The 25,075-nt window shown below is 66.4% G+C and carries 24 protein-coding genes, 1 tRNA gene and 1 pseudogene; 11 read left to right on the forward strand and 15 right to left on the reverse strand.

The window, feature by feature from the left end; genetic code table 11:
* Positions 1-636 (reverse strand): TetR/AcrR family transcriptional regulator, encoded by a 636-nt coding sequence (locus AWC12_RS25450; protein WP_110808748.1) that lies wholly within the window; start codon positions 634-636, stop codon positions 1-3.
* Positions 637-731: 95 nt separating this feature from the next.
* Here AWC12_RS25450 and AWC12_RS25455 point away from each other — a divergent pair, with 95 nt between their 5' ends.
* Positions 732-1,004 (forward strand): WhiB family transcriptional regulator, encoded by a 273-nt coding sequence (locus tag AWC12_RS25455; RefSeq protein WP_085177865.1) that lies wholly within the window; start codon positions 732-734, stop codon positions 1,002-1,004.
* Positions 1,005-1,009: 5 nt separating this feature from the next.
* Here AWC12_RS25455 and AWC12_RS25460 read toward each other — a convergent pair whose 3' ends face one another.
* Complete coding sequence (locus AWC12_RS25460; RefSeq protein WP_085177866.1) at positions 1,010-1,903, reverse strand: alpha/beta fold hydrolase; 894 nt, start codon at positions 1,901-1,903, stop codon at positions 1,010-1,012.
* A gap of 214 nt (positions 1,904-2,117) precedes the next feature.
* On the opposite strand from AWC12_RS25460, the gene AWC12_RS25465 reads away from it, so the two are divergent.
* Together AWC12_RS25465 and AWC12_RS25470 are read left to right on the forward strand one after the other, a co-directional pair.
* Entirely contained in the window at positions 2,118-2,369 is a 252-nt protein-coding gene (locus AWC12_RS25465; RefSeq protein WP_085177867.1) for a hypothetical protein, read from the forward strand.
* A 181-nt stretch (positions 2,370-2,550) separates the two neighbouring features.
* Positions 2,551-3,165, forward strand: coding sequence for a hypothetical protein (locus AWC12_RS25470; protein ID WP_085177868.1), 615 nt, complete (start codon positions 2,551-2,553; stop codon positions 3,163-3,165).
* Between the two features lie 95 nt (positions 3,166-3,260).
* Here AWC12_RS25470 and AWC12_RS25475 read toward each other — a convergent pair.
* A tRNA-Leu gene (locus AWC12_RS25475) sits at positions 3,261-3,346 on the reverse strand.
* 105 nt (positions 3,347-3,451) lie between these two features.
* Between AWC12_RS25475 and AWC12_RS25480 the strand changes: the two genes are divergently transcribed.
* The 3 genes and pseudogenes from AWC12_RS25480 to AWC12_RS25490 form a co-directional block, all read left to right on the forward strand.
* Complete coding sequence (locus AWC12_RS25480; RefSeq protein ID WP_085177869.1) at positions 3,452-3,826, forward strand: hypothetical protein; 375 nt, start codon at positions 3,452-3,454, stop codon at positions 3,824-3,826.
* A gap of 18 nt (positions 3,827-3,844) precedes the next feature.
* Positions 3,845-4,189, forward strand: a complete 345-nt coding sequence (locus AWC12_RS25485) for a DUF3817 domain-containing protein (RefSeq protein WP_024449518.1) — start codon at positions 3,845-3,847, stop codon at positions 4,187-4,189.
* A 40-nt stretch (positions 4,190-4,229) separates the two neighbouring features.
* Positions 4,230-5,333: pseudogene (locus AWC12_RS25490) on the forward strand (acyltransferase family protein); the annotation flags it as partial.
* A gap of 26 nt (positions 5,334-5,359) precedes the next feature.
* On the opposite strand, the gene rdgB reads toward AWC12_RS25490, so the two are convergent.
* From rdgB to clpS, 11 genes are all read right to left on the reverse strand, one after another.
* A complete protein-coding gene (gene rdgB / locus AWC12_RS25495) occupies positions 5,360-5,968 on the reverse strand; it encodes an RdgB/HAM1 family non-canonical purine NTP pyrophosphatase (RefSeq protein WP_085177894.1) in 609 nt (202 codons plus the stop codon).
* A complete protein-coding gene (gene rph, locus AWC12_RS25500; protein ID WP_024449520.1) occupies positions 5,965-6,747 on the reverse strand; it encodes a ribonuclease PH in 783 nt (260 codons plus the stop codon). The genes rdgB and rph overlap by 4 nt, the downstream gene beginning before the upstream one ends.
* Before the next feature lie 59 nt (positions 6,748-6,806).
* Positions 6,807-7,580, reverse strand: a complete 774-nt coding sequence (locus AWC12_RS25505; RefSeq protein ID WP_085177870.1) for a cyclic nucleotide-degrading phosphodiesterase — start codon at positions 7,578-7,580, stop codon at positions 6,807-6,809.
* 58 nt (positions 7,581-7,638) lie between these two features.
* Positions 7,639-8,469, reverse strand: a complete 831-nt coding sequence (gene murI, locus AWC12_RS25510) for a glutamate racemase (RefSeq protein ID WP_024449522.1) — start codon at positions 8,467-8,469, stop codon at positions 7,639-7,641.
* Positions 8,466-9,143 (reverse strand): rhomboid family intramembrane serine protease, encoded by a 678-nt coding sequence (locus AWC12_RS25515; protein WP_085177871.1) that lies wholly within the window; start codon positions 9,141-9,143, stop codon positions 8,466-8,468. The genes murI and AWC12_RS25515 overlap by 4 nt, the downstream gene beginning before the upstream one ends.
* On the reverse strand, positions 9,140-10,114 hold the full coding sequence (locus AWC12_RS25520) for a cysteine synthase (RefSeq protein ID WP_085177872.1): 975 nt from the start codon (positions 10,112-10,114) through the stop codon (positions 9,140-9,142). The genes AWC12_RS25515 and AWC12_RS25520 overlap by 4 nt, the downstream gene beginning before the upstream one ends.
* A 9-nt stretch (positions 10,115-10,123) precedes the next feature.
* Positions 10,124-10,396, reverse strand: coding sequence for a MoaD/ThiS family protein (locus AWC12_RS25525; RefSeq protein WP_024449525.1), 273 nt, complete (start codon positions 10,394-10,396; stop codon positions 10,124-10,126).
* A gap of 14 nt (positions 10,397-10,410) precedes the next feature.
* Positions 10,411-10,824, reverse strand: coding sequence for a M67 family metallopeptidase (locus tag AWC12_RS25530; protein ID WP_085177873.1), 414 nt, complete (start codon positions 10,822-10,824; stop codon positions 10,411-10,413).
* A 10-nt stretch (positions 10,825-10,834) separates the two neighbouring features.
* A complete protein-coding gene (locus tag AWC12_RS25535; RefSeq protein WP_085177874.1) occupies positions 10,835-11,857 on the reverse strand; it encodes a P1 family peptidase in 1,023 nt (340 codons plus the stop codon).
* 124 nt (positions 11,858-11,981) lie between these two features.
* Positions 11,982-12,566, reverse strand: a complete 585-nt coding sequence (aosR, locus tag AWC12_RS25540) for an oxidative stress transcriptional regulator AosR (RefSeq protein ID WP_085177875.1) — start codon at positions 12,564-12,566, stop codon at positions 11,982-11,984.
* Positions 12,567-12,573: 7 nt separating this feature from the next.
* Positions 12,574-12,876: an ATP-dependent Clp protease adapter ClpS gene (gene clpS / locus AWC12_RS25545; protein WP_085177876.1), complete on the reverse strand. Its 303-nt coding sequence runs from the start codon at positions 12,874-12,876 to the stop codon at positions 12,574-12,576.
* Positions 12,877-12,928: 52 nt separating this feature from the next.
* Between clpS and AWC12_RS25550 the strand changes: the two genes are divergently transcribed.
* The 3 genes from AWC12_RS25550 to AWC12_RS25560 all read left to right on the forward strand — a co-directional run bounded on the left by AWC12_RS25550 (position 12,929) and on the right by AWC12_RS25560 (position 17,844).
* Positions 12,929-14,284 carry a nicotinate phosphoribosyltransferase gene (locus tag AWC12_RS25550; RefSeq protein WP_272937898.1) on the forward strand — a complete coding sequence of 452 codons (1,356 nt, stop codon included), beginning with the start codon at positions 12,929-12,931 and terminating at the stop codon, positions 14,282-14,284.
* A gap of 6 nt (positions 14,285-14,290) precedes the next feature.
* Complete coding sequence (locus AWC12_RS25555) at positions 14,291-16,270, forward strand: ATP-dependent DNA helicase (protein WP_085177878.1); 1,980 nt, start codon at positions 14,291-14,293, stop codon at positions 16,268-16,270.
* A 116-nt stretch (positions 16,271-16,386) separates the two neighbouring features.
* The gene (locus tag AWC12_RS25560) at positions 16,387-17,844 is read left to right on the forward strand and encodes a neutral zinc metallopeptidase (protein ID WP_085177879.1); all 1,458 of its coding nucleotides are present in this window, start codon (positions 16,387-16,389) and stop codon (positions 17,842-17,844) included.
* A 29-nt stretch (positions 17,845-17,873) separates the two neighbouring features.
* Here the strand turns inward: AWC12_RS25560 and AWC12_RS25565 are convergent, their stop codons facing one another.
* Positions 17,874-20,504: a glycosyltransferase family 1 protein gene (locus tag AWC12_RS25565; RefSeq protein WP_085177880.1), complete on the reverse strand. Its 2,631-nt coding sequence runs from the start codon at positions 20,502-20,504 to the stop codon at positions 17,874-17,876.
* Positions 20,505-20,763: 259 nt separating this feature from the next.
* Between AWC12_RS25565 and AWC12_RS25570 the strand changes: the two genes are divergently transcribed.
* Complete coding sequence (locus tag AWC12_RS25570) at positions 20,764-22,854, forward strand: alpha-1,4-glucan--maltose-1-phosphate maltosyltransferase (RefSeq protein ID WP_085177881.1); 2,091 nt, start codon at positions 20,764-20,766, stop codon at positions 22,852-22,854.
* Between the two features lie 4 nt (positions 22,855-22,858).
* Complete coding sequence (gene glgB / locus AWC12_RS25575) at positions 22,859-25,072, forward strand: 1,4-alpha-glucan branching protein GlgB (protein WP_085177882.1); 2,214 nt, start codon at positions 22,859-22,861, stop codon at positions 25,070-25,072.
* Positions 25,073-25,075: the final 3 nt, after the last annotated feature.

Below are 25,075 nucleotides of genomic sequence, written 5' to 3' on the forward strand. Positions count from 1 at the left end.
CTACTCCGCATCGGGACGACGGAACAACCCTTCGCGCAGCAATGAGTCGACGGCGCGCTGCCAACGCTCCAGCTGAGCCGGCGAGGTGAGCGGTTCGGCGAGATGCCGGTCAAGGTGGGGCTTGAGGCTGATCGCGCCGAGCGCGAGCACCAGACCGTTGATCGCCGCCCAGGTGACGTCGATGTCCGGGCGGACCTCGCCTCGCTCGATCCGCTGCTGCCACCGCGCGACACCAACGGCGAAAAGGGTGTCGAAGATCCGCACTCCCACCGCACTGCCGTCGGCGAGTGCGCGGCCCACATACGCGGTCATGTCCGGATACTCGGAAAAGAGCCAAGTGACTCGATCGCCGATCTCGGCCACTGAATCGATGGGAGGCTCGGGCAGCGGCCGCGACATCGTCGTGACGAGCAAGTCGACGACGTAGTCGTCGACAGCTTTGGTCAGCCCGGCCTTGGTGGCGAAATGGTGTTGCACCAGCCCGAGCGAAACGCCCGCCCCCGCGGCGACACCCCTCATCGTCGTCGCGGCAGCGCCGTGCTCGCCGAAGCTCCGCAATGCCGCCGCGCGAATTCGCTCGATGGTGCGCGGTTCGCCGGCGCGCAGCCGGTTTGACTCAGGTAGCACAGTGGCCACGTTAGACAACGTCGCTTCCAGGCACGTTAGCCAATACGCATGTATCGCCCTTACGATACAAGCGTATCGCCAACTACGGAGGGGAACGGGGGTCCATGTATCCGCTATCGATCGACGAGGAACCGTGGACTGCGCCGTGCACACGGGATCCCGACCGCTGGACCACGACGGCCGACGACGGCGCCAAAGCGTTGTGCCGCGCCTGTCCGCGCCGGTGGCAGTGCGCCCGAGAAGCATGCGTCACACCCGGCGCAGTGGGTTTGTGGGCAGGCATAGTGCTGCCCGAAGGTGGCCGCAACCGTCAATTCGCCCTCAAACAGTTGAGGTCGTTGGCTGAGCGCCACGGATTGACCGTCAGGAGACGGTGAGCCCGTCAGACGATGGGCGATCGGCCGATCGCCGTCGAGGTGGTGTCATTGGACGTCGTTGCCACGAAGTCCTCGATGAGGTCCACCACCTCGTTCGGCTTCTCCACGTGCGGGAAATGTCCGACACCGGGAAGTACCTCGAGCCGGCAGCCCGGCCGCATCTCGGCGAGCGCGTAGCCGTGCTCGACCGGGATGATGCGGTCCTGGTCACCCCAGATGACCAGGAGGGGCAGTTCCGACGTCAGATGCAGCCGGTTCAGCGCACTCACCGCCTGCCCGCGATAGTCCACGACCGACCGCAGGGTGCGGAGGAAAGCGTGGCGGGTCTTGGCGTCCGACAGCGATGAATACGCGCTCCACATCTCGGCGCCTCGCGGCGACTGGATGTTGGCCGCGGAGAACCACGACCGCACTTTGTCGCCGAGCCGCACCACCGGGGGCGGCGCGATCGCGGGCATCAGCAATTCGGCGCCGGGGGCCGACAACAGGCGAAGCGTCCACCCAACGTCCTGACCGAGCCCGCCACTGCTGATGAGCACGAGCCGCCTGCAGTAGTCAGGATGTTGGTAGACGAACTGCATTGCGACACCGCCGCCCAGTGACTGACCCACGACGGTGACCCGCGAGATACCGAGCTCATCGAGTAGGTCGCGCAGCCACACGGCGAAAGCGCCGAGCGAATAGTCGCCCCTCGGCTTGGCAGATTGGCCGTGGCCCAGCAGATCAGGGGCGATGACGCGACAGCGCTTCGACAGCTGCGGAATCACCGATCGCCACGTTTCCGAGCTTCCGGCCATCCCGTGGAGAAGCAGCAGCGTTTCGCGCCCCTCTCCGCCGGACCCGGCGTCTCGATAGGCGACGCGGTCGCCGTGCAAATCCAGATAGTGCAGATCGCTCATGAGAATCGTGTCCCCCGTATTCAGCGGATTACTCGCCATGGTTGCAGACGACGAGCTGGCCCGGCACTGCCAGTGCCAAGAGCCACCACGTCGCGCCGCAGTGAGTGAGATCACCACGTGTGCAACGCGGCTGATCAGGTTTCGCAGAGGGTCCGCCGGGTAACACCGGTGTCAGTTACCGCGCAACCCAATCGTTTGTCGAGAAGGAGAACCCATGGCCGAGATGGCCGAAGGAACCCCCACCTCTGACGATCCGTTCCACGAGACGGTCGCCACCACCGGGCTCTTTCTCATCATCACGGCAATCATCTCTGTGGCGTTTGCCCTCGCCAGTTGGGGACTCGCAGAGCCGATGATCGCCATTTTCGCCGGAGCAGTTGCCCTCGTGAGTTTCGCGGCAAGCATCCTGTGTTTCACGACACAGGCCACGGAGTCGACACCCCAGGGCAACGAAGCTTCGGCCTGATCTGCTCCACCGCCGGTGGCCTGCGCTTTATCGGTGAGTCCAATTCACGCAATCCCCCGACTCGGACGTCCGCATTTGCAGTCTGTGAGTCGTTCGTCGCGCTCAACTACTTAGCTGTGCGTAATATACCTTTTCGTCAATATCGAGCGGGCTGAGCAGGCGCGGATCGAAGAGGGGGCGCATGGAGCTGGCGGGCACCTACCTCGTCAACACCTCCGATCTCGACGTCGCTGCGACGGTTCTGGGGCTGGAATACGGCCGTATGCGCATCGCGCGGGCGGCTCCTGACGTGCAGCCTTGGATCCGGATCTGGCGTACGCGGGTGGGGCCGATGACGCTTGACGACGCCGACATCACCTCCGACGTCCGCTACGACGTGGATGCGCCGCAAGGAATCATGATCTGCCGGATCCGCGCCGGCGTCGTCGAGTTCACCGCCGGTGAATCCCGCAGAACCTTTGGGCGTGGAGACATGGTGGCCGTCGTGGCCGACGGCGTGCCGATGACCGTGGTGATGAAAGAGGCTCGGTGCGACCTGGTCTCCTTTGCCCCCTCGCTACTCGACGAGATGGCGTCGCTGGACGGCGCGGCCCCCCTCTGCGGCGCGGCGCTGAAACGGTTTTCGGATCCGATCACCCCGTCCGCCGGGCAGCAGGCCGCCGACGTGATCGATCACATCCGCCGGTTCATTGCCAACAATCCGCTGGTGGCGCATGAGCCGCTGGTGGCCGGAAGTGCCGCACGCTATCTGGTTGCGACGATCTTGACCGCATTCCCCAGGGAGACCCTCATCTAGCGACATCCTGGAAACAACTGTCGCACAATGGTTCTCACCCTCAGCGACACGCTGTGGGCTTCCGAGGCCGCGAAGGGACCTGTACCGTCGAACCTTGGTGCGGGCGGTGGGACTCGAACCCACACGTTCTTTCGAACACGGGCACCTAAAACCCGCGCGGCTGCCATTACGCCACGCCCGCAACGGCTGCGATCGTACCAATCCGAATTTGTCGGAATGCGCCCCGCGCTTGGCCCTGGCGACGGCGACGAGCACTGATCGCGAGGTCGCGCGGTACCGTTGACGAGTGTCCACTACAAGACGTAGGAGGCCGGCGCTCATCCTTTTGGTGACCGCCGCCGCCCTCGGCTGCCTCGCCCTTGCGTGGTGGCAGTGGACGCGCTGGGAGTCCAGTTCCGGCGATTTCCAGAATCTGGGCTACGCCATGCAGTGGCCACTGTTCGCCGGCTTTTGCTTCTACGCTTATTTCAAGTTCGTGCGCTACGAAGAGGCCCCGCCCGAGCCACACGCGCAGGACACTGTCACTGAGATTCCCGCCGGGCTGCTGCCCGAACGACCCAAGACAGATGCGGCCGACGACGCCGACGCGACCTTGCGCGAATACAACGCCTACCTGGCCGACCTGGCCAAAGCCGACGCCGAAGACAACAAGCACCAGTAGACACAGAGGAACCGGTACGTGACCGCACCCGAATCCCCCGCCCCCATCACGCCCGTCGAATCGATCCGCAAAGCGCTCACCGGCTACCGCGTCCTGGCCTGGGCGACTGGCCTGTGGCTGATCGCGCTCTGCTACGAGATGGTGATGAAGTACGGCTTCAACGACGACTCACTGGGCTGGATCGCCGTTGTCCACGGCTGGGTGTACTTCGTCTACCTGCTCTTCACTGCGAATCTGGCAGTGAAGGTCCGGTGGCCGATCGCCAAGACGGTCGGGGTTCTGCTGGCCGGCACGATCCCACTCGTCGGCATCATCGTCGAGCATTTCCAGACTCAGAGCATCAGAGAACAGTTCGGCATCTAGCCAGGGGCGAAAACCGCGTTCGTAGCTACACTCGAACTCGATGTCAGCCAGCCTCGGCGAGCGCTGCGGCGCCGCCCCGGCAGGTCCGCGCCGCGTTGCACTCCCTCGCGACCCCGCACTGACCGGCCTGCGCGCCGTGGCGGCCCTCCTTGTCGTCAGCACCCACGCGGCGTTCGCGACCGGATACCTCACGCACGGCTACCTCGGCACGATGTACGCGCGCCTCGAGATCGGCGTCGCCATCTTCTTCGTGCTCTCCGGCTTTCTGCTGTTCCGCCCGTGGGTGCGCGCCGCCGCGAACGGCGAGCGCGCGCCATCGGTCAGCCGCTACGGCTGGAAGAGGTTCCGCCGCATCGTGCCGGCCTACGTGATCACGGTGATCGCGGCATTCGAGATCTACACCGTCTTCACTCCGGGGCCCAATCCCGGCCAGACCTGGCATGGATTGCTGCGACATCTGACGTTCACGCAGATCTATGAAGACAACTACCTGGCGACGATGCTGCACCCCGGACTTTCCCAGATGTGGAGCCTGGCGGTCGAGGTGTCGTTCTACGTCGCGTTGCCTGCGATGGCGTTCCTGATCTTGGGCGTCTTGTGTCGGGGACAGTGGCGACCTCGCCTGGCCTTGGCCGGCATCGCAATGCTTGCCGCGATGTCGCCGATCTGGATCCTCGCCGTACCCGCCCTTGATCTTCTGCCCAACTCGGCGGGCATGTGGCTGCCCGCTCATCTGGCCTGGTTCGCCGGCGGCATGGCGCTGGCCGTCCTTGAGACAACGGGTGCACGCTGTCCCGCGATCGTCGCCATCCCCGTCGCTGCCGCGCTCTACCTCACGGTGTCCACCTCGCTCGCTGGCACGTTGGCCGGACCCGATCCGGAATGGACGCCGGTGGTCAAGTCGCTGCTGTACGCGGCGATCGCGACGCTGGCGGTCGCCCCCGCCGCGCTCGGACGCGATTCCTACGCGCGGGTGCTCGCGAGCAGGCCGATGGTGTGGCTGGGCGAGATCTCCTACGAAATCTTCCTGGTGCACGTCGTGGTCATGGCACTCACGATGAACATGGTGCTGCGCTGGCCGCTGTTCACCGGATCAATGCCCGGCCTCATCGTCGCGACCCTGGCCATCACGGTTCCGGTGGCCTGGCTGTTGCACCGCGTGACCCGCCCTCAGAGCAGTGCGCGCAGAGAAGGCAGCAGTGCCGCGAGTGCTCTGCCCCGGTGCGATGCGGCGTCCTTTTCCGCGGGGCTCAGCTCGGCGGCCGTCCTGTCCGAGCCTGCCGGCAGGAAGACCGGGTCGTAACCGAACCCGCCGTCGCCGCGCGGTTCGTCGACGATGCTGCCCGGCCACTCCCCGCGGACCACCGCCGAGTCCGCCTCACGGGGCCCGAACACCACTGCGCATGCCGAAACGAACGCCGCGCCCCTGCGCTCTGCCGGTACGTCGCGCATCTGGCCCAGGAGCAACTCCGTGTTCGCAGGATCGTCACCGTGGCGCCCTGACCATCGCGCGCTGAGAACTCCCGGCATCCCGTTGAGTGCATCCACTTCGATGCCCGAATCGTCGGCCACAGATGGCAGGCGCGTCGCGGTGTAGGCATCGCGGGCCTTGGCCAACGCGTTCTCCTCGAACGTCGCACCCGTCTCCGGTGCTTCGTCGAACGGGGGCACATCGTCGAGCGACAACAGCGTCAACCCCGAAAGGCCGGCCGCGTCGAGCACGCGTCGCAGCTCGGCCAGCTTCTTCGGGTTGCGCGACGCGACCAGTAAGCGGGTCAGCTTCCGAACGCCTTTTTCGCAGGCTCGCCAGACTCGGGCAACACTCCCGGGTACGGCAGCTCCAGCGCGGCGCGCTGAATCTCGAAGAGCTGATCGCACGCCGCCATCGCCGCGTCGAGCATCTTGTCCAGGGTTGATCGCGGGAACGTCGCACCTTCGCCGGTGCCCTGGATCTCGACGAGCGTGCCGGTGTCGGTGGCGACGACGTTCATGTCCACCTCGGCGCGCGAGTCTTCGGTGTAGGGCAGGTCGACACGGACGCGGCCGTCGACGACGCCGACGCTGACCGCGGCGATCGCGCAGGACAGCGGGCGCGGGTCGGACAGTTTGCCCGCCGCGCCCAGGTAGGTGACGGCGTCGGACAGGGCGACGTACGCGCCCGTGATGGCGGCAGTGCGGGTTCCGCCGTCGGCCTGAAGGACGTCGCAGTCGATCGCGATGGTGTTCTCTCCCAGCGCGCCCAGGTCGATGCACGCGCGCAGCGACCGGCCGACCAGACGGCTGATCTCCTGCGTGCGTCCACCCACACGGCCCTTGACCGATTCCCGGTCCGAGCGGTCGTGCGTGGCGGCGGGCAGCATCGCGTACTCGGCGGTCAGCCAGCCCTGGCCTGAACCTTTACGCCAGCGGGGCACGCCTTCTGTGACACTCGCCGTACACATGACCCGCGTCTGACCGAACTCCACCAGCACTGAACCCGCAGGATGGGTGGTGAAACCGCGTGTGAGGGTGACCGGGCGCAATTCGTCGTCGAGGCGGCCGTCTTCTCGTCTGGACACGGGCCAACCCTAGCCGGTCGTCCGGACACGTCGGTTGAGCCGGCCAACGGAGGCAAGTCTCAAGAACGGGAGACCTCGAAGGTCTCGTTACACACCACGGCGTGCACGGGTCCGTCGAACTCCGCCTTCGCCTCGCTGATGACGTCTTCTCGCGACGTCCAGGGCGGGATGTGGGTCAACAGCAGCTCGCGGACGCCCGCGCGGGCGGCCGCCCGTCCGGCCTCGGTGCCCGAGAGATGCAGCCGCGGCGGACGGGACGGCGAATGCGTCCACGACGCCTCGCACAGGAAGACGTCGGCGTCGCGCGCCAATTCGATGAGTTGATCGCAATACCCGGTGTCACCGCTGTAGACGAGGGTGGCACCCGACGGATCGGTGATACGCATGCCGTAGGACTCGGTGGGGTGGCATACCTGACGGGCCAGAACGGTCAGCGAGCCGATCTCGACGGCCTGGTTGTCGACCCAGTGCCGGATTTCGAAGATGTCGGTGAAGTCGTCGATCTCGCCGCCCTCGGGCGACGATGCGGCGCCCAGGCGCGCCCAGGTGTTGGCCGGTCCGTAGACGACACCACGCTCCTGGGCCGGGGTGGGGTGATAGCGGCGCCAGACGAACAGCCCGGGCAAATCCAGGCAATGGTCGGCGTGCAGATGGGACAACAACACGTGAACGGAGTTCGGATCCGCATGACGCTGCAGTGCGCCAAGGACACCACCCCCGAAGTCGAGAACCAGAGGCGGGGTGTCGGGCGCGGTGACGAGATATCCGGACGCGGGCGAATCAGGACCGACGACACTGCCGGAACAACCGAGTACGGTGATTCGCACGCTCACTAGCTTGCCATGCCCGGGAACAGCATGGCGAAAACATCGCAGGTTTCGGCGACGAACGTCATGTTCGGCTGACGACGTGACGCTGAACGGGCCGGACACCGTCGAGCGTCGGTCCGAGGAAGCGGGCGGCGAGCGCGGTGAACGCGTCCGGATCGCCCGTCGCTTCGAAGACCCGACGGGCCGCGACCGCGGAGTCGCCCGGATGCGGTTTCAGCAACTCCCGTTCAGTAAGCACACGCAGGAGGTCTTTGGCCGTCTCCTCGGCGCTGGAGACCAGGGTCACCTGATCGCCCATGGCCAGCTGAATGAGACCCGACAGCATCGGATAGTGCGTGCAACCGAGCACCAGAGTGTCGACCTCGGCTCGCTGCAGGGGTTCCAAATAGCCCTCGGCGAGGCCGAGCACCTGACGGCCGCTCGTCACACCGCGCTCGACGAAGTCCACAAACCGCGGGCACGCCACCCCGAACACCTCGATATCGCGTGCTGCCGCGAACGAATCCTGGTAGGCACCGGACGCGATCGTCGCAGCGGTGCCGATTACTCCGATCCGTCCGTTGTGCGTGGCGGCGACCGCCCGGCGCACCGCGGGAAGGATCACCTCGACGACCGGGATCGGCGCGTAGCGCTCCCGGGCGTCACGCAGGCACGCCGACGAGGCGGAGTTACATGCGATGACGAGCGCTTTGACGCCGCGCTCGGCGAGGTCGTCCCCGATCGCCAGCGCGTGTGCCCGAATCTCGGGAATCGTCAACGGCCCGTACGGACCGTTCCCGGTGTCCCCGACATAGATGATGTCCTCGTCGGGCAGTTGGTCGATGACCGCACGGGCCACCGTCAGCCCTCCCACACCGGAATCGAAGATTCCGATCGGCGCCTCGGCACTCATGCGTTCAGCGAAGGCGGCCGCACCGGACGTCGCAGTGCCCGGCTCTTGCGTTCGGGGCCGGACAGCAGATATGCCGCCACCAGCCCGGCCAGGGCGCCGCACAAGTGCCCCTGCCATGAGACACCGAACGTGCCCGGCAGGACGCCGAGCAAAATGCTGCCGTAGATCAACAGCACGACAACCCCGGTGACGATCTCCCAGATCTTGCGGGTGAAGAAACCGAAGACGATCAGGAACGTCAGCCAGCCGAAGATCAGTCCCGAGGCCCCGATGTGGTTGGTCTCCACGACCGTCCCGTAGTAGGTGGGCGCACCGACGTTGCCGATCAACCAGGTGCCGAGGCCGCCGAGAATCCAGATGATCGCGGTCGCGAAAATGAACCGCGACAGACCCGCCAGCGTCATCAAAAACCCGAGCACCAAGGCCGGACCGGTGTTGGCGGCGAGGTGTTCCCAGTTGGAGTGCAGCAACGGCGCGAACAGGATGCCGGTAAGGCCGTCCGTTTCCAGCGGCCGAATGCCGTTGCTGTCGAGGCGATGTCCCGTGACGGAGTCGTACGCCTCGATGACGTAGAGCAGAGCGACGAACGACAGGATGGTGAGCCCGCCGACCACCCATGCGGGCCGCTTCTTCGGCTGCGCGGGAAGCGGGGAATACCCACCGGTGCTCGTCATGCCCAAAGTTGCCCTTCCAGCGCGTCCTCCGCGTCATCCAGGCTACCGGCGTACGCGCCGGTCGACAGATACTTCCATCCGGCGTCACACACGGTGAACGCGATGTCGGCGCGCTCCCCCGCCTTGACCGCCTTGGCCGCCATGCCCAGCGCTGCATGAAGGATCGCGCCCGTCGAAATACCCGCGAAGATGCCCTCCACCTGGACCAGTTCCCGGGTGCGCTTCACAGCGTCGTAGGAGCCGACCGCGAACCGGGTGGTCAACACGTCAGGGTCGTACAGCTCGGGGATGAAGCCCTCGTCGATGTTGCGCAACGCGTAGACGCCCTCGCCGTACCGCGGTTCGGCGGCGACGATCTGCACGCCGGGCACGTTCTCGCGCAGGAAGCGTCCGGTACCCATCAGCGTCCCCGTCGTACCGAGGCCCGCCACGAAGTGCGTGATCTCGGGGAGGTCGGCCAGCAGTTCCGGCCCGGTGCCGTCGTAATGCGCGGCCGCGTTGGAGGGATTGCCGTACTGATACAGCATCACCCACGAAGGGTTCTGTGCCGCAAGCTCTTTGGCGTGGGCAACGGCGGTGTTGGAACCACCCTCGGCCGGGGAGTAGATGATGCGCGCACCGTAGAGCTCGAGGAGCTGTCTGCGCTCGATCGACGTGTTCTCCGGCATCACGCAGATCATCTGGTAGCCCTTGATCAGAGCGGCCATCGCCAACGAGATCCCGGTGTTCCCGCTCGTCGGCTCCAGGATCGTTGCTCCCGGCTGCAACCGGCCTTCGCGCTCGGCGTCCTCGATCATGCGCAGTGCCGGTCGGTCCTTGATGGAGCCGGTCGGATTGCGGTCCTCCAGCTTGGCCCACAACCGGACATGCGGGGTGCCGTCCGCGGCGTCGTCCCAGCGTGGGGACAGCCGCGGCAGGCCGACGAGCGGGGTGTTACCGAGGGCATCGAGCAGCGACTCGTGACGGGTCATGCCTGTCGCTCACCCACCGGCGACGGCGGGAAGGATCGTCACCGAATCCCCGTCGGAGATCGCGGTGTCCAGCCCACCAGAGAAGCGCACGTCCTCGTCGTTGACGTAGATGTTGACGAACCGGTGCAGCTTGCCGTTATCGACGAGCCGCTCCGAGATCCCCGAGTAGTTGGCTTCGAGGTCGGTGATCACCGCCTGCAGGGTCTCGCCTGAGGCGGAGACCCGCTTCTCGCCACCGGTGTGGGTCCGCAGGATCGTGGGGATGGACACGGTCACAGACATGGGGATTTCCTTCTCTAGTACTGCTCGACGATGGTGACAGGCTCTTCGGTGACCACCCCGTCCACGATGCGGTAGCTGCGCAACTCGTGTCTGTCGGGGTCGCGGGTCGACACCAGAACGTAGTGGGCGTCAGGTTCGGACGCGTACGAGATGTCGGTGCGGCTGGGGTATGCCTCGGTGGCGGTGTGCGAGTGATAGATGACGATCGGGGCCTCGTCGGCATCGTCCATCGAGCGCCACACCTTCAGCTGCTCGCCGGAATCGAAGCGGTAGAAGGTGGGCGATCGTTCGGCGTTCACCATGGCGACGAACCGCTCAGGGCGATCGGATCCCTCGGGTCCGGCGATGATGCCGCACGCCTCGTCCGGATGGTCGGCACGCGCATGCTTCACCATCGCGTCGACCAGGTCGGCACGGATTGTCAGCAAGGTGTCCCTCTCATTCGAACGCTCCGGGCAACAGCCCACGGTATGTGGGTATTCCTGCGACCGACTCGGCGGCCAGCACTCCGACCACGACCGCGCGCGCCAGGATCTCCGCCGCGGCGGAACCGACGGCGGTGACCAGGGGCAGTTCGGGGGTCATCGATGCCGGGGTCGTCGGGTCGGGGTTCACCTCCACGGCACCGGTGGCCAGCGCGAAGACGGTGTCGCCGTCGAGCGGGGTGTGACAGGGATTGATCGTGCGGGCGAGCCCGTCCTGCGCCGCGACGGCGACCCGGCGACACGCCGCCTTGCTGAGTGCAGCGTCGGTCGCCACCACCGCGATCGTCGTGTTCAGCGGGCTGAGCTCACCGTGCCTGTCGGCGTAGGCGGTGCGCTGGTCGGCCGGCGGCGCCACCAGACCGAACTCGTCGATGTGCGAGGCCAGCCACGGCAGCCCCGTGCCGGGGTCGACGACATCGCCCGCCGAATTCACCACGACGAGCGCGCCGACGGTCACGCCCGAGTCGAGCGTGACCGACGCGGTTCCGACACCGCCCTTGAGGACCCCGGCCCGAGCGCCGACACCCGCCCCGACGGTGCCGATGCCGACCTCCGTGCGCGCCGCAGCCGCTGCGCGATATCCGAACTCCGCATCGGGGCGGCATTTCCAGCCTCCGACGGGAAGGTCGAAGATCACCGCAGACGGGACGATCGGCACCACGCCGCCGTCCAGGGCCACGCCGCGGTCCTGTTCTTCCAGCCACGTCATCACGCCGTCGGCCGCCGCCAGCCCGAACGCGCTACCGCCGGTGAGCACGACGGCGTCGACGTGACGAACCGAATTGCTCGGATCCAGCAGGTCGGTCTCGCGGGTACCGGGGGCGCCGCCGCGACCGTCGACAGCGCCGACGGTCCCCGGCGGGGTCAGGACGACGGTCGTTCCGGTCGCCCAGCCGGAGCCGAGTTCGGCGTCGGGGTCGATCGCGTGGTGGTGGCCGACGCGAATACCGCCGACGTCGGTGATCGATCCGCTCATCGCTGTACTCGGCTCTTCGCGCAAGCGCTCATCGCTGTACTCGACTCTTCGCGCAAGCGCTCATCGCTGTACTCGACTCTTCGCGCAAGCGCTCATCGCTGCCCTCGGCTCTTCGCGCAAGCGCTCATCGCTGCTGCCCCATCAGGCAGATCACCAGATACTCCTGCAGCACCGTGAGCCATTGATAGACGTCGAGGTGACCGGCCATCGGGTGGTCACCGGGCAGGCGATCAGGGCCCTCGGAGCCGACGTCGAGCATCGTGCCCAGCGCCAACCGCACGTCGTTGACCGCCGAGGCCCAGGCATGCGCGTCCTCCTCGGACAGTTCGAACTTGCCGCCACCTGGGGGCACGGTGTCCAACAAGCGTTGTGCCGCTTCTCGTTTGGCGTCGAGGATGGCGGGCTCGTGAAGGCTGCGCAAGGCGCTGTTGAGGCTTTCCGCGGTAGCCGACCCGGCCGGGTGCTCGGTAGCCGGACGGTAGAAGTCGGGCAGCAGCCGCTTCATCGTATCGTCTTGGGGCGGAGTGGAATTGCCCGTGCGCATGCCGGTGATCTCGGCGAGTTCGTCGACCGGCGCGGACGACTCGCGATCGTCGAGCATCCCCAGCAGCGACGTGACCAGACTGCTCAGCAGTTCAGCTTCGTGGGCGGCCAGAGCCGATCGGAACCGAGGACCACCGGCGCTCTCGACCCGCTTCCATTTACGCACAGTGTCTTCAGCGGTCCTGTTGTAGCGTCGCCCACAACCCCGCGGCGTGGAGCCTGGTCACATCGACTTCCATCGACTCCCGACTGCCTGCGGAAACCACGGCCTTGCCCTCGTTGTGCACCTGCATCATCAACTTGGTCGCGTGCGGTTCGCTGTAGCCGAACAGCTTCTGGAACACATACGTCACATAGGTCATCAGGTTCACCGGGTCGTCCCAGACGATGGTCACCCAAGGGGTGTCGGCGGTGGTGTCCTCGTGGACAGCAGTCTCTTCGCGCGTTCCCGGTCGTGCCTTCGCCGGCGTCACCATGGGGCCAGACTACCGGGGTCACACCCGTACTCCGAACCGATACGGTTGGGCTGTGAACCCCTCGCCCCGCGAGACGCCGGAGTCGTCCGCCTGGCCCTCCACGGCTTTGCTGACCGACAAGTACGAACTGACGATGCTCTCCGCGGCGCTACGCAACGGCACCGCGCACCGCCGAAGCTCGTTCGAAGTGTTTGCCCGCCGCCTGCCCGAAGGGAGACGCTACGGTGTCACCGCAGGCACAGGACGGTTCGTGGAAGCGTTGCAGGCGTTCAGGTTCGACTCCACCGAACTGCAGTCGCTGGAGGACTTTCTCGATTCCGAGACCCTTGAGTACCTGGCCGAATACCGCTTCACCGGAGATGTGGACGGATATGGCGAGGGCGAACTCTATTTCCCCGGCTCCCCGGTGCTGTCGGTACACGGAACGTTCGGCGATTGCGTGATCCTCGAAACGCTGGTGCTGTCGATCTTCAACTACGACACCGCAGTTGCCTCGGCCGCGGCGCGCATGGTCAGTGCGTCGGCGGGGCGCCCGCTGATCGAGATGGGGTCCCGGCGAACCCACGAGCAGGCCGCCGTCGCCGCCGCCCGAGCGGCCTACCTTGCCGGCTTCACCGGTTCGTCGAACCTCGAGGCTCAGCGCCGCCACGGAGTCCCTGCACTGGGCACCAGCGCGCACGCCTTCACGCTGCTGCACACCTCCGACGGCACACCGTCGGACTGGGAGAAGGCGGCGTTTCGCGCTCAGGTGGATCGGCTAGGGGTCGGGACCACGCTGCTGGTCGACACCTACGACATCACCGCGGGGGTCGCCAACGCTGTGGAGGTCGCCGGTCCCGAGCTGGGCGCGGTGCGGATCGACTCCGGCGATCTGGGCGTGCTGGCCCGCCAGGTCCGCGAGCAACTCGACAGCCTTGGCGCGACGAAGACCCGCATCGTCGTGTCCGGCGACCTCGACGAGTTCGCGATCGCGGCGCTGCGCGCCGAGCCTGTCGACCTCTACGGGGTCGGCACGTCGGTGGTCACCGGGTCCGGCGCCCCGACGGCGGGCATGGTCTACAAGCTCGTCGAGGTCGATGGCATCCCCGTCGAGAAGCGCAGCAGCCACAAAGAATCGCACGGAGGCCGCAAGCAGGCGCTGAGGCTGGCCAAGCCTTCCGGCACCGTCGTCGAAGAGGTGGTCCACCCGGCGGGCCACACCCCTGACATCCCAGCGGGCCTCGACTGGCGACCGCTCACCGTTCCGTTGATCCGCAACGGCGAAGCCGTCGCAGAGCTAGGGCTCGACGCCGCGCGCAGCACCGTCAGGGAGGGATTGCTGAGCCTGCCGTGGGACGGTCTCGCTCTCTCGAAGGGCGACCCGGCGATCCCGACGCGGATGATCGCGCCTGCGCCCGGCCGAGGCTAGACACCCGTGGAAGTCACCGACCTGCTGGCCACCGCGGTCACCGCGCTGGGTGGCACCGAACGCGAAGGTCAGATCGCCATGGCGCAGGCGGTGGCGGACGCCTTCGCCACCGGTAAGCACCTTGCGGTGCAGGCAGGAACGGGCACCGGCAAATCGCTCGCCTACCTCGTACCTGCGATCGCGCATTCGCTCCAGGACAACCGGCCTGTCGTCGTATCGACGGCGACCATCGCGTTGCAACGCCAGCTCGTCGACCGCGATCTGCCCCGGTTGGTCGACTCCCTGGCGGCGTCACTGCCACGCCGGCCCACCTTCGCGTTGCTCAAAGGACGGGGAAACTATCTGTGCCTGAACAAGATTCACAATGGCTCGACAGGCAGTGAACCCGACGACATTCCGCAGGAGGAGCTGTTCTCACCCATGGCCGCCAGCGCGCTCGGACGTGATGTCCAGCGCCTGACAGAGTGGTCGGAGTCGACCGACACCGGCGACCGTGACGAACTGAAACCCGGCGTCCCGGACCGGTCCTGGTTACAGGTCAGCGTGTCATCCCGAGAATGCATAGGGGTTTCCCGCTGCCCCTTCGGCACGGACTGCTTCTCGGAACGGGCACGCGAACGCGCCGGGCAGGCCGATGTGGTCGTGACCAACCACGCGCTGCTGGCCATCGACGCCATCGGGGACCTCAACGTCCTTCCAGAGCACGAACTGCTCGTCGTCGACGAAGCGCACGAGCTGGCCGACCGCGTCACCAGCGTCGCCACCGCAGAACTGTCGGCCACCTCGATGGGCGCGGCTCACCGTCGCGCCGCCCGCGTCGTATCGGCCGAGCTCGCGCAGCGACTCGAGGCCGCGATCGCCACGTTCTCGTCGGCAATCTTCGACACCCGTCCGGGCCGCATCGATGTACTGGACGAGGAGATGGCCAGCTATCTCACGGTGCTGCGCGACGCGGCGCACGCCGCACGCACGGCGGTCGACACGTCCCGCAACGATCCGAAGACGGCCTCGGCGCGCGCCGAAGCCGCCACCGCACTGTCGGACCTCGGCGACACCGCCGCCCGCGTCCTCGACTCGTTCGTCCCCGCCATCCCCGACCGCACCGACGTCGTCTGGATCGACCAGTTCGACGACAACAGGACAGGCAGCCGCACGATCCTGCGCGTGGCACCTCTGTCGGTCGCAGGGTTGTTGCGCACCAGGCTCTTTGGACACAACACCGCGGTGCTGACGTCGGCGACACTGACCATCGGCGGCAGCTTCGACGCGATGGCGTCGGCATGGGGCCTCGCGGGAGGCGACGCCCCTGAAGCGGGATGGCGTGGCCTCGACGTGGGCTCACCGTTCGACCACGCGAAATCCGGGATTCTCTACGTGGCCGCGCATCTGCCCCCACCAGGACGCGACGGCACCGGTTCGGCCGAACAGCTCGACGAGATCACTGCGTTGATCGAGGCGGCAGGCGGACGCACTCTCGGCCTGTTCTCCTCCATGCGTGCGGCCAAGGCAGCGGCGGAGGTGCTGCGGGAACGACTCTCGACGCCGGTGCTCTGCCAGGGTGACGACACCACCTCGGCACTGGTCGCGCGGTTCGCCGACGACGAAGCGACGTCGCTGTTCGGCACGTTGTCGCTGTGGCAGGGCGTCGACGTACCCGGACCGTCGTTGTCGCTGGTGCTCATCGACCGGATCCCGTTCCCGCGTCCCGATGATCCTCTGCTGACGGCTAGGCAGCGGGCGGTCGCGTCCAGGGGTGGCAACGGTTTTATGGCGGTAGCGGCCAGTCACGCCGCGCTTCTGCTCGCGCAGGGTGCGGGCCGGTTGCTGCGCCGGGTCGACGATCGCGGCGTCGTCGCGGTGCTCGATTCGCGCATGGCGACGGCACGCTACAGCGGATTTCTGCGGGCATCCCTTCCGCCGTTCTGGGCAACCACCGACAGCGCGGCGGTGCGTGCGGCGCTGGCACGCCTGCGCGGCCCGAACTGATCCTCGGAGTCTCCCGATAACCGCTGCACGCGGCCTGGATTCACTATCCTGTCGGAAAGTTCGGTGCAATCTCTTGCGGATGGCCATCCGCGCACCACTACCGAAAGGCGGCGTCCATGAGCCCGTCGAGAAGTCCGCGGCGCCTGCTGGCCGCCGGCGTCGTCGCGTGCACCGCGCTGGCGGGCGCTGCATGCTCGACCACGTTGCAGGGCAACGCCGTATCGGTGTTCGACGATCCGTTCAGCGTCGCCGGTATGCCCGCGACCGACGGTCCGACCGGCTTGCGCCCGAACGCGGAACCCCCGGCACGCGACGTCGAGGGCACCGACGGCGGCGAGATCGACGAACTGGCCGCCAGCGCCGTCAGCGACATCGAGGACTACTGGGCCACCGCCTACGAAGAGGCCTTCGACGAACCTTTCAAGCCGGTGGCCGAGCTGATCTCCTGGGACGCCAACGGCTTCGACGGCGAGTTCTGCGGCGACGACACCTACGGGCTGGTCAACGCGGGTTACTGCTATGACGACAGGACGATCGGCTGGGACCGTGGCGAACTGCTCCCCGGGCTGCGGCGCGCGTTCGGAGACATGGGCGTGGTCATGGTCCTGGCGCACGAGTACGGGCACGCCGTCGCGCGCCTGGCCGCGCTGTCCAAGGACGACACCCCGACACTGGTCGCCGAGCAGCAGGCCGACTGCTTCTCGGGTGCCTACATGCGCTGGGTCGCCGAGGATTCGTCCCCACGCTTCACGCTGAACACCGGCGAAGGCCTCAACACCGTTCTCGCAGGTGTCATCTCGTTCCGCGATCCGCTTCTCGCCGAAGGCGATCCCGACGTCGGTTACGACGAGCACGGTTCGGCGTTCGAACGCCTCTCGGCGTTTCAGTTCGGCTTCGCCGACGGCCCGACGGCGTGCGCCGCCATCGACCTTCGCGAGATCGGTCAGCGACGCGGCGACCTGCCCGTGCTGCTGCCGGAGGATCAAACGGGCGAGTTGCCGGTCACCGAGGACTCCGCCCGATCCATCGTCGACGCGATGGGAATTCTGTTCTCGCCCAAGAACCCTCCGGCGTTGAGCTTCGACGTCGAGGACGCCGAGAACTGCGCCGACGCCAGGCCGAGCCCACCCGCGTCGTTCTGCCCGGCGACCAACACGATCATTGTCGACCTACCCGCGCTGGAGGAGCTTGGCGCGTTGCCGGATCCCGCCGATGGGACCAGCCTCGCGACCGGAGACAACACGGCTTACTCGGTGCTGGTGTCCCGCTACATGCTGGCGATCCAGCAGGAACATGGTGGAGTGGCGCTCGACAACGCCGAGGCTGCGCTTCGCACCGCATGTCTGACGGGGGTGGCCACAGTCAAGCTGACCAAAGAGGTCGAGACGCCCGACGGCGACACCATCGCCCTGACGGCAGGCGACGTCGACGAAGCGGTATCCGGGATCCTCGTCAACGGCTTGGCCGCCAGTGACGTCAACGGCGACTCGGTGCCGGCCGGCTTCTCACGCATCGACGCGTTCCGTCTCGGCGTCCTCAGCGACACCGACCGCTGCTTCAAGCGCTTCCCCTGAGGCCCTGCCGCCGGGCCCGCCGGAGGGGGTCAGGCCAGGGCGACGAGACCGAGCTCGTTGTCCCCTGCCAGCAGTCGATGGTGCGGGAGCACCCGCACCGTGTAACCCACCGACCCGGCGAACGGCAACGGCGTCGTCGCGGAGAAGATCTCGTTGCCGGTGTCTGCCGTGCCGGTATGGGTCATCGGCAGCGTGGTCGCGTCCACGAGCACATCCCCGCCGTCGACGCGCCCGAGCACGGCCTGGACCGTCACCTCGTCGGGGCGAAGGCCGCCCAGCTGGACCATCGCCGTCAGCGTCAGCTCCGATCCCAGCAGCGGGACGTCGGGCAGCCCGTAGCTGTCCACATCGGTGATCTTGACCTGCGGCCACGCAGCCGCGACCCGGCGCCGGTACTCGGCGAGCTCGCGCGCCGCCCCGAACGGCACCGCGTACTCGGCCGCACTCGGCTCTCCGGGCTCGATCACCTTGCGCAGCGCCTGCGCCGCGGGCAGGTAGTACTTCTGTGTGTAATCGCGAACCATCCGCGAGGCCAGCACCTTCGGCCCGAGTCCCTGCAGCGTATGGCGCACCATCTCGACCCAACGGGTCGGCACGCCGTGCTCGTCGCGTTCGTAGAACTTCGGAGCGACGGCACGCTCGAGAAGGTCGTACAGCGCGGCGGCTTCCAGGTCGTCGCGGCGGCCCTCGTCAGCGAGACCGTCGGCCGTCGGAATCTCCCAGCCGTTCTCGCCGTCGTACCACTCGTCCCACCAACCGTCGCGGATCGACAGGTTCAGGCCTCCATTGAGCGCACTCTTCATCCCTGAGGTGCCACAGGCCTCCAGGGGACGCAGCGGGTTGTTCAGCCACACATCGCAGCCGTGATAGAGCTTGCGCGCCATCGACATGTCGTAGTCGGGCAGAAACGCGATGCGATGCCGCAGATCCTCGCGGTCGGCGAAGCGCACGACCTGCTGGATCAGTGCCTTGCCACCTTCGTCTGCGGGGTGTGATTTGCCTGCCACGATCAGCTGGATCGGCCGTTCCTCGTCGAGCAGAAGCCTGGCCAGCCTGTCGGGGTCACGAAGCATCAGCGTCAACCGCTTGTAGGTCGGCACTCTTCGCGCGAATCCGATCGTCAGCACGCCTGGATCGAATGCTGTTGCAATCCAACCTAACTCGGCGTCAGATGCGCCACGCTCCAGCCACGAGCGGCGAAGCCGGGCACGGACGTCGTCGATCAACTCCTCACGTAACTGAGAGCGGATCCACCACATGTGCCCCGGATCCACCTCGTGCAGGCGCTGCCAGGTCTCCGGCTCGCTCAGCGAGCTCAGATCCGTGCTGCCGATCAGTTCGCGCCCGAGTTGCAGCCACTGCGGCGCCGCCCAGGTCGGGGCATGTACACCGTTGGTGACGGATCCGATCGGCACCTCGTGCGGGTCGAAGCCCTCCCACAGCCCGTTGAACATCTCGCGGCTGACCCGGCCATGCAGCAGCGACACCCCGTTGGCTCGCTGGGCGAGCCGCAGCCCCATGTGCGCCATGTTGAACTTCGTCGGATCGTCCTCCGCGCCGAAAGCGACGATCCGTTCCAGCGACACCCCGGGCAACAGACGCGAGTCGCCCGCAGGCGACCCACTGGGCTCGGGACCGAAGTAACGCTGCACCATATCCACCGGAAACCGGTCGATGCCCGCAGCCACCGGCGTGTGCGTGGTGAACACCGTCGAGGCACGAACGACGGTCAGCGCGGTGTCGAAATCCAGACCTGCCTCGATCAGCTCCCTGATGCGCTCGGCGCCGAGGAAGCCCGCGTGCCCTTCGTTCATGTGGAACACCTCGGGCGCTGGAAGGCCCTCGACCTCGGTGAACGCGCGGATCGCCCGGACCCCGCCGATGCCCGCGAGAATTTCCTGACGGATCCGGTGTTCCTGGTCGCCGCCGTAGAGCCGATCGGTCACCGACCGCAGGTCGTGTTCGTTCTCGGGAATGTCGGAATCGAGCAGCAGCAACGGAATTCGGCCAACTTGGGCGATCCAGATCCGTGCGTGCAGCTTCGCGCCGCCGGGCAGCGCAAGTCGGATCAACACCGGGCCGCCCTGCCCGTCGGTCAACAGCCGCAACGGCAGCCCCTGTGGATCCAACGATGGGTAGCTCTCGTGCTGCCATCCGTCCGCAGTCAAGGATTGGCGGAAGTATCCGGAGCGGTAGTAGAGACCGACGGCAATCAGCGGCAGACCCAGATCCGACGCGGACTTGAGGTGGTCTCCGGCCAGAATGCCCAAGCCACCCGAATAATTCGGCAGGACTTCGGCGACGCCGAACTCCATCGAGAAGTACGCGATGCCCTTGGGCAGCTCGGCGGACTGCTCATCCGCGAGCTGTTGGTACCACAACGGCCTGGTCAGGTAGTTGTCGAGCTCCGCCGCCAGTGCATCGAGGCGCCGGACGAAGGACTCGTCACGGGAGAGTTCCTCGAGGCGCGCGGGCGCGACCTGCCCCAGCAGTGCGACAGGATCGCCGCCGACGTGCGCCCAGACCTGCGGGTCGATGGCCTCGAACAGATCCTGTGTGGGTTTGTCCCAGGACCAGCGCAAATTGACGGACAGGCGCTCGAGAGCGGCCAGCTGCCCGGGAAGGTGCGCGCGGACGGTGAATCTGCGGAGTGCTTTCACGCGTCTTCACGTTACTGCCGTCGACTGCGCGCGCGTGGCACGTTCCCTTCCCCGATTCCTTACCAGATTCGCGGGTCCAACCTTCCCCGCTGTCCGACGGAAGGTTGAGCCGGACACTACGGTGGGTATAGGCGCGACTAGGGCAGTGTCGATGCGAGGTTTGTGCCGGAGTGCCACCAGATCGACGCTGCAGACGAGACCAGACAACGACGCGTGCGGTGTATGCCGCAGCATGTTCGAGTGGTAGGGAGAGTCGAAAGTGACCGCCGGTCGTATCGAGATCGATGACGTCCAGCCCGTCGTATCCAACGGGCGCTTCCCCGCCAAAGCGGTTGTTGGTGAGGTACTGCCCGTATCCGCGACCGTGTGGCGGGAAGGCCATGACGCCGTGGCGGCCACCCTGGTGGTGCGATATCACGGTGCCACCTACCCCCCGCTGGCGGAGGAACCACCGGGACGCGTGAGCGCTCCCGAACCTGTTCCGATCCAGGACGTGGTGAGCACCAAGGGCCGTGGCAAGCCGAGGGCGCTGCCGATGGCGATGGGCCGCACCCCGGACGTTTTCCACGGGCAGTTCAGCCCGGACGAAGTGGGTCTGTGGACTTTCCGGGTCGACGGGTGGGGCGACCCCATCGCCACGTGGCGCAAGCATGTGATCGCCAAACTCGACGCGGGTCAGAGCGAGGGCGAGCTCAACAACGACCTTCTGATCGGTGCGCGGCTGCTCGACCGCGCTGCCACGGGCGTTCCGCGCCAGGACCGCTACCCGCTCGCCGAGGCGGCCGCCCGCCTGCGCGAGCCTGGCGACCCGTTCTACCGGGCGGGTGCGGCCTTGGCGCCCGACATCACCGCCCTACTCGACCAATATCCGCTGCGTGAGCTGATCACCCGCGGGCAGCAGTACGGCGTCTGGGTGGATCGTCCGCTGGCCCGTTTCAGCTCCTGGTACGAGTTCTTCCCGCGGTCGACGGGTGGCTGGGACCAGTCCGGAAACCCTGTGCACGGAACCTTCGCGACGGCGACCAAAGCCCTACCGCGTATCGCGAGAATGAATTTCGACATCGTCTACCTGCCTCCGATCCACCCGATCGGCAAGGTGCACCGCAAGGGGCGCAACAACAGCGTCACGGCGGCACCGGGTGATGTCGGATCGCCGTGGGCCATCGGCAGCGACGAAGGCGGACACGACGCAGTCCACCCCGACCTCGGAACGATCGAGGACTTCGACGACTTCGTGAGCGCCGCCCGCGACGAGGGTCTCGAGGTGGCGCTGGACCTTGCCCTGCAGTGCGCGCCTGATCACCCGTGGGCACGAGATCACCCCGAGTGGTTCACCGTGCTGCCCGACGGCACGATCGCCTACGCAGAGAACCCTCCCAAGAAATACCAGGATATCTATCCGCTGAACTTCGACAACGACCCGACCGGGTTGTACGAAGAGGTTCTACGGGTGGTGAAGTTCTGGGTTTCCCACGGCGTCAAGGTCTTTCGTGTCGACAACCCGCACACCAAGCCGCCGAACTTCTGGGCCTGGCTGATCGGCGAGGTCAAGAACATCGACCCCGACGTGCTGTTCCTCGCCGAGGCGTTCACCCGTCCTGCCCGACTGTTCGGGCTGGCCAAGCTCGGTTACACGCAGTCCTACACCTACTTCACCTGGCGTACGTCCAAGGCGGAGCTCACCGAGTTCGGTCAATCCATTGCCGAGCACGCCGACTACAGCAGGCAGAGCCTGTGGGTCAACACGCCCGACATCCTGCACGAGAGCCTGCAGCACGGCGGACCCGGCATGTTCGCCATCCGCGCCGTCCTGGCATCGACCATGAGCCCAACATGGGGCGTGTACTCGGGGTACGAACTGTTCGAGCACCGCGCTGTGCGGGAAGGCAGCGAAGAGTATCTGAATTCCGAGAAGTACGAGCTGCGGCCGCGCGACTTCGACGCCGCTCTCGCAGACGGCGAATCGCTGGAACCGTTCCTCACCCGCCTCAACGAGATCCGGCGGGTACATCCCGCGTTGCACCAGTTGCGCACCATCACGTTCCACCACATCGACAACGACGCGCTGCTGGCCTACAGCAAGTTCGATCCGATCTCCGGTGACCAGGTGCTCGTCGTGGTGACACTCAACGCGTTCGGCCCGGAAGAGGGCACCCTCTGGCTCGACATGGGCGCACTGGGCATGGATCAACACGATCGATTCTGGGTACGCGATGAGATCACGGGCGAGGAATACCAGTGGGGACAAAGCAATTACGTGCGGATCGATCCGGCCCGGGCCGTCTCTCACGTACTGAACATGCCCCAAGTTCCGGCCGACCAACGATTGAACCTACTGCGTAGGGAGTGACGAGATGACCAAAGCGTCCAACCTGAACAACCAGATCGAAAGCCCGCATCTGCGGCCGCACACCGCTGATCTCAACCGTCTGCTGTCCGGCGAACACCACGATCCGCACTCGGTTCTGGGTGCGCACGAATACGGCGACCACACGGTGATCCGCGCCTACCGGCCACACGCTGTCGAGGTCGTCGCGGTGATCGGCGGCGTGGCGTACCCGCTACAACACATCGAGGCCGGAGTGTTCGCCGTTGCGGTCCCGTTCACGAACCTGATCGATTACCGCCTTGAGGTGAGGTACAGCGAGGACGAATCGGCGTTTGTGCACCACGTCGCCGACGCGTACCGCTTCCTGCCCACGCTCGGCGAGATCGACCTGCATCTGTTCGCCGAGGGGCGCCACGAGCGTCTCTGGGAAATCCTGGGCGCCCACCCGCGCAGCTTCAGCACCCCCGACGGTGAGGTCACCGGGGTGTCGTTCGCCGTGTGGGCCCCCAACGCCAAGGGCGTCAGCGTAACTGGCGACTTCAACCACTGGGGCAACGAAGCACAGATGCGTGTCCTCGGTTCGACCGGCGTGTGGGAGCTGTTCTGGCCCAACTTCCCCGAGGGCGGGCTGTACAAGTTCCGCATCCACGGCGCAGACGGATCCGTCACCGACCGCGCCGATCCGATGGCCTTTGCCACCGAAGTTCCGCCCCACACTGCGTCGCGTGTCTTCGAGAGCAGCTACACCTGGGACGACGGCGACTGGATGAGTGATCGATCCCTGCGCAACCCGGTCTTCGAGCCGATGAGCACCTACGAGGTGCACCTGGGTTCGTGGCGGCCGGGCCTGAGCTACACCGAACTGGCCGACCAACTCACCGAATACGTGGTCGAGCACGGGTTCACCCACGTCGAGATGCTGCCCGTGGCCGAGCACCCGTTCGGCGGGTCCTGGGGCTATCAGGTGACCTCGTACTATGCGCCGTCGTCGCGATTCGGGTCACCAGACGAGTTTCGTTACCTCGTCGACGCGCTGCACCGTGCCGGGATCGGCGTCATCGTCGACTGGGTGCCGGCCCACTTCCCGAAGGACGCCTGGGCACTGGGCCGCTTCGACGGCACGGCGCTCTACGAACACGGCGACCCGCGCCGCGGCGAGCAGTTGGACTGGGGCACATACGTTTTCGACTTCGGTCGCGCGGAGGTACGGAACTTCCTCGTCGCCAACGCGCTGTACTGGCTGCAGGAGTTCCACGTTGACGGACTCCGGGTGGACGCGGTCGCCTCGATGCTTTATCTCGACTACTCACGCCCAGAAGGCGGCTGGTCTCCGAACATCTACGGCGGACGCGAGAACCTGGAGGCGGTGCAATTCCTGCAGGAAATGAACGCCACCGTCCACAAGATCAACCCCGGGATAGTCACCATCGCCGAGGAGTCCACGTCGTGGCCCGGCGTGACACGGCCGACCAACCTTGGCGGACTTGGCTTCTCGATGAAGTGGAACATGGGCTGGATGAACGACACGTTGGAGTTCATCAAGCGTGATCCCATTCACCGCAGCTATCACCACGGCGAAATCACATTCTCGATGATCTATGCCTTCAGCGAAAACTTCGTGTTGCCGATCAGCCACGATGAGGTCGTGCACGGTAAGGGCACACTGTGGGACCGCATGCCCGGGAACGACCACATGAAGGCCGCGGGCATCCGCAGCCTGCTCGCCTACCAGTGGGCACACCCCGGTAAGCAATTGCTGTTCATGGGTCAGGAGTTCGGCCAGCGCGCCGAATGGTCCGAGGAGCGTGGTGTCGACTGGTTCCAGCTCGACGAGCAGGGCTTCTCCGACGGCATCCTGCGAATGCTGACCGACGCCAATTCCATCTACAGCAGTCGCCGCGCCCTGTGGTCACGGGACTCCCAGCCCGAGGGCTACTCCTGGATCGACGCCAATGACTCGGCGAACAACGTCCTGAGCTTTCTGCGCTTCGGTGACGACGGCTCGATGATGGCCTGCGTGTTCAACTTCTCCGGCACCGAGCATTCGCGCTACCGGTTGGGCCTTCCGCATGCCGGTACCTGGCGCGAGGTGCTCAACACCGACTCGGACACCTACCACGGTTCTGGTATCGGTAACTACGGCGCCGTCGAGGCGACGGACGAGCCGTGGCACGGCCGCCCGGCGTCAGCGGTGATGGTCATTCCCCCGCTGTCGGCGCTCTGGTTCGAGCCCGCCTGACCG

The organism is Mycolicibacterium iranicum, assembly GCF_002101705.1.
Lineage (GTDB): Bacteria > Actinomycetota > Actinomycetes > Mycobacteriales > Mycobacteriaceae > Mycobacterium > Mycobacterium iranicum.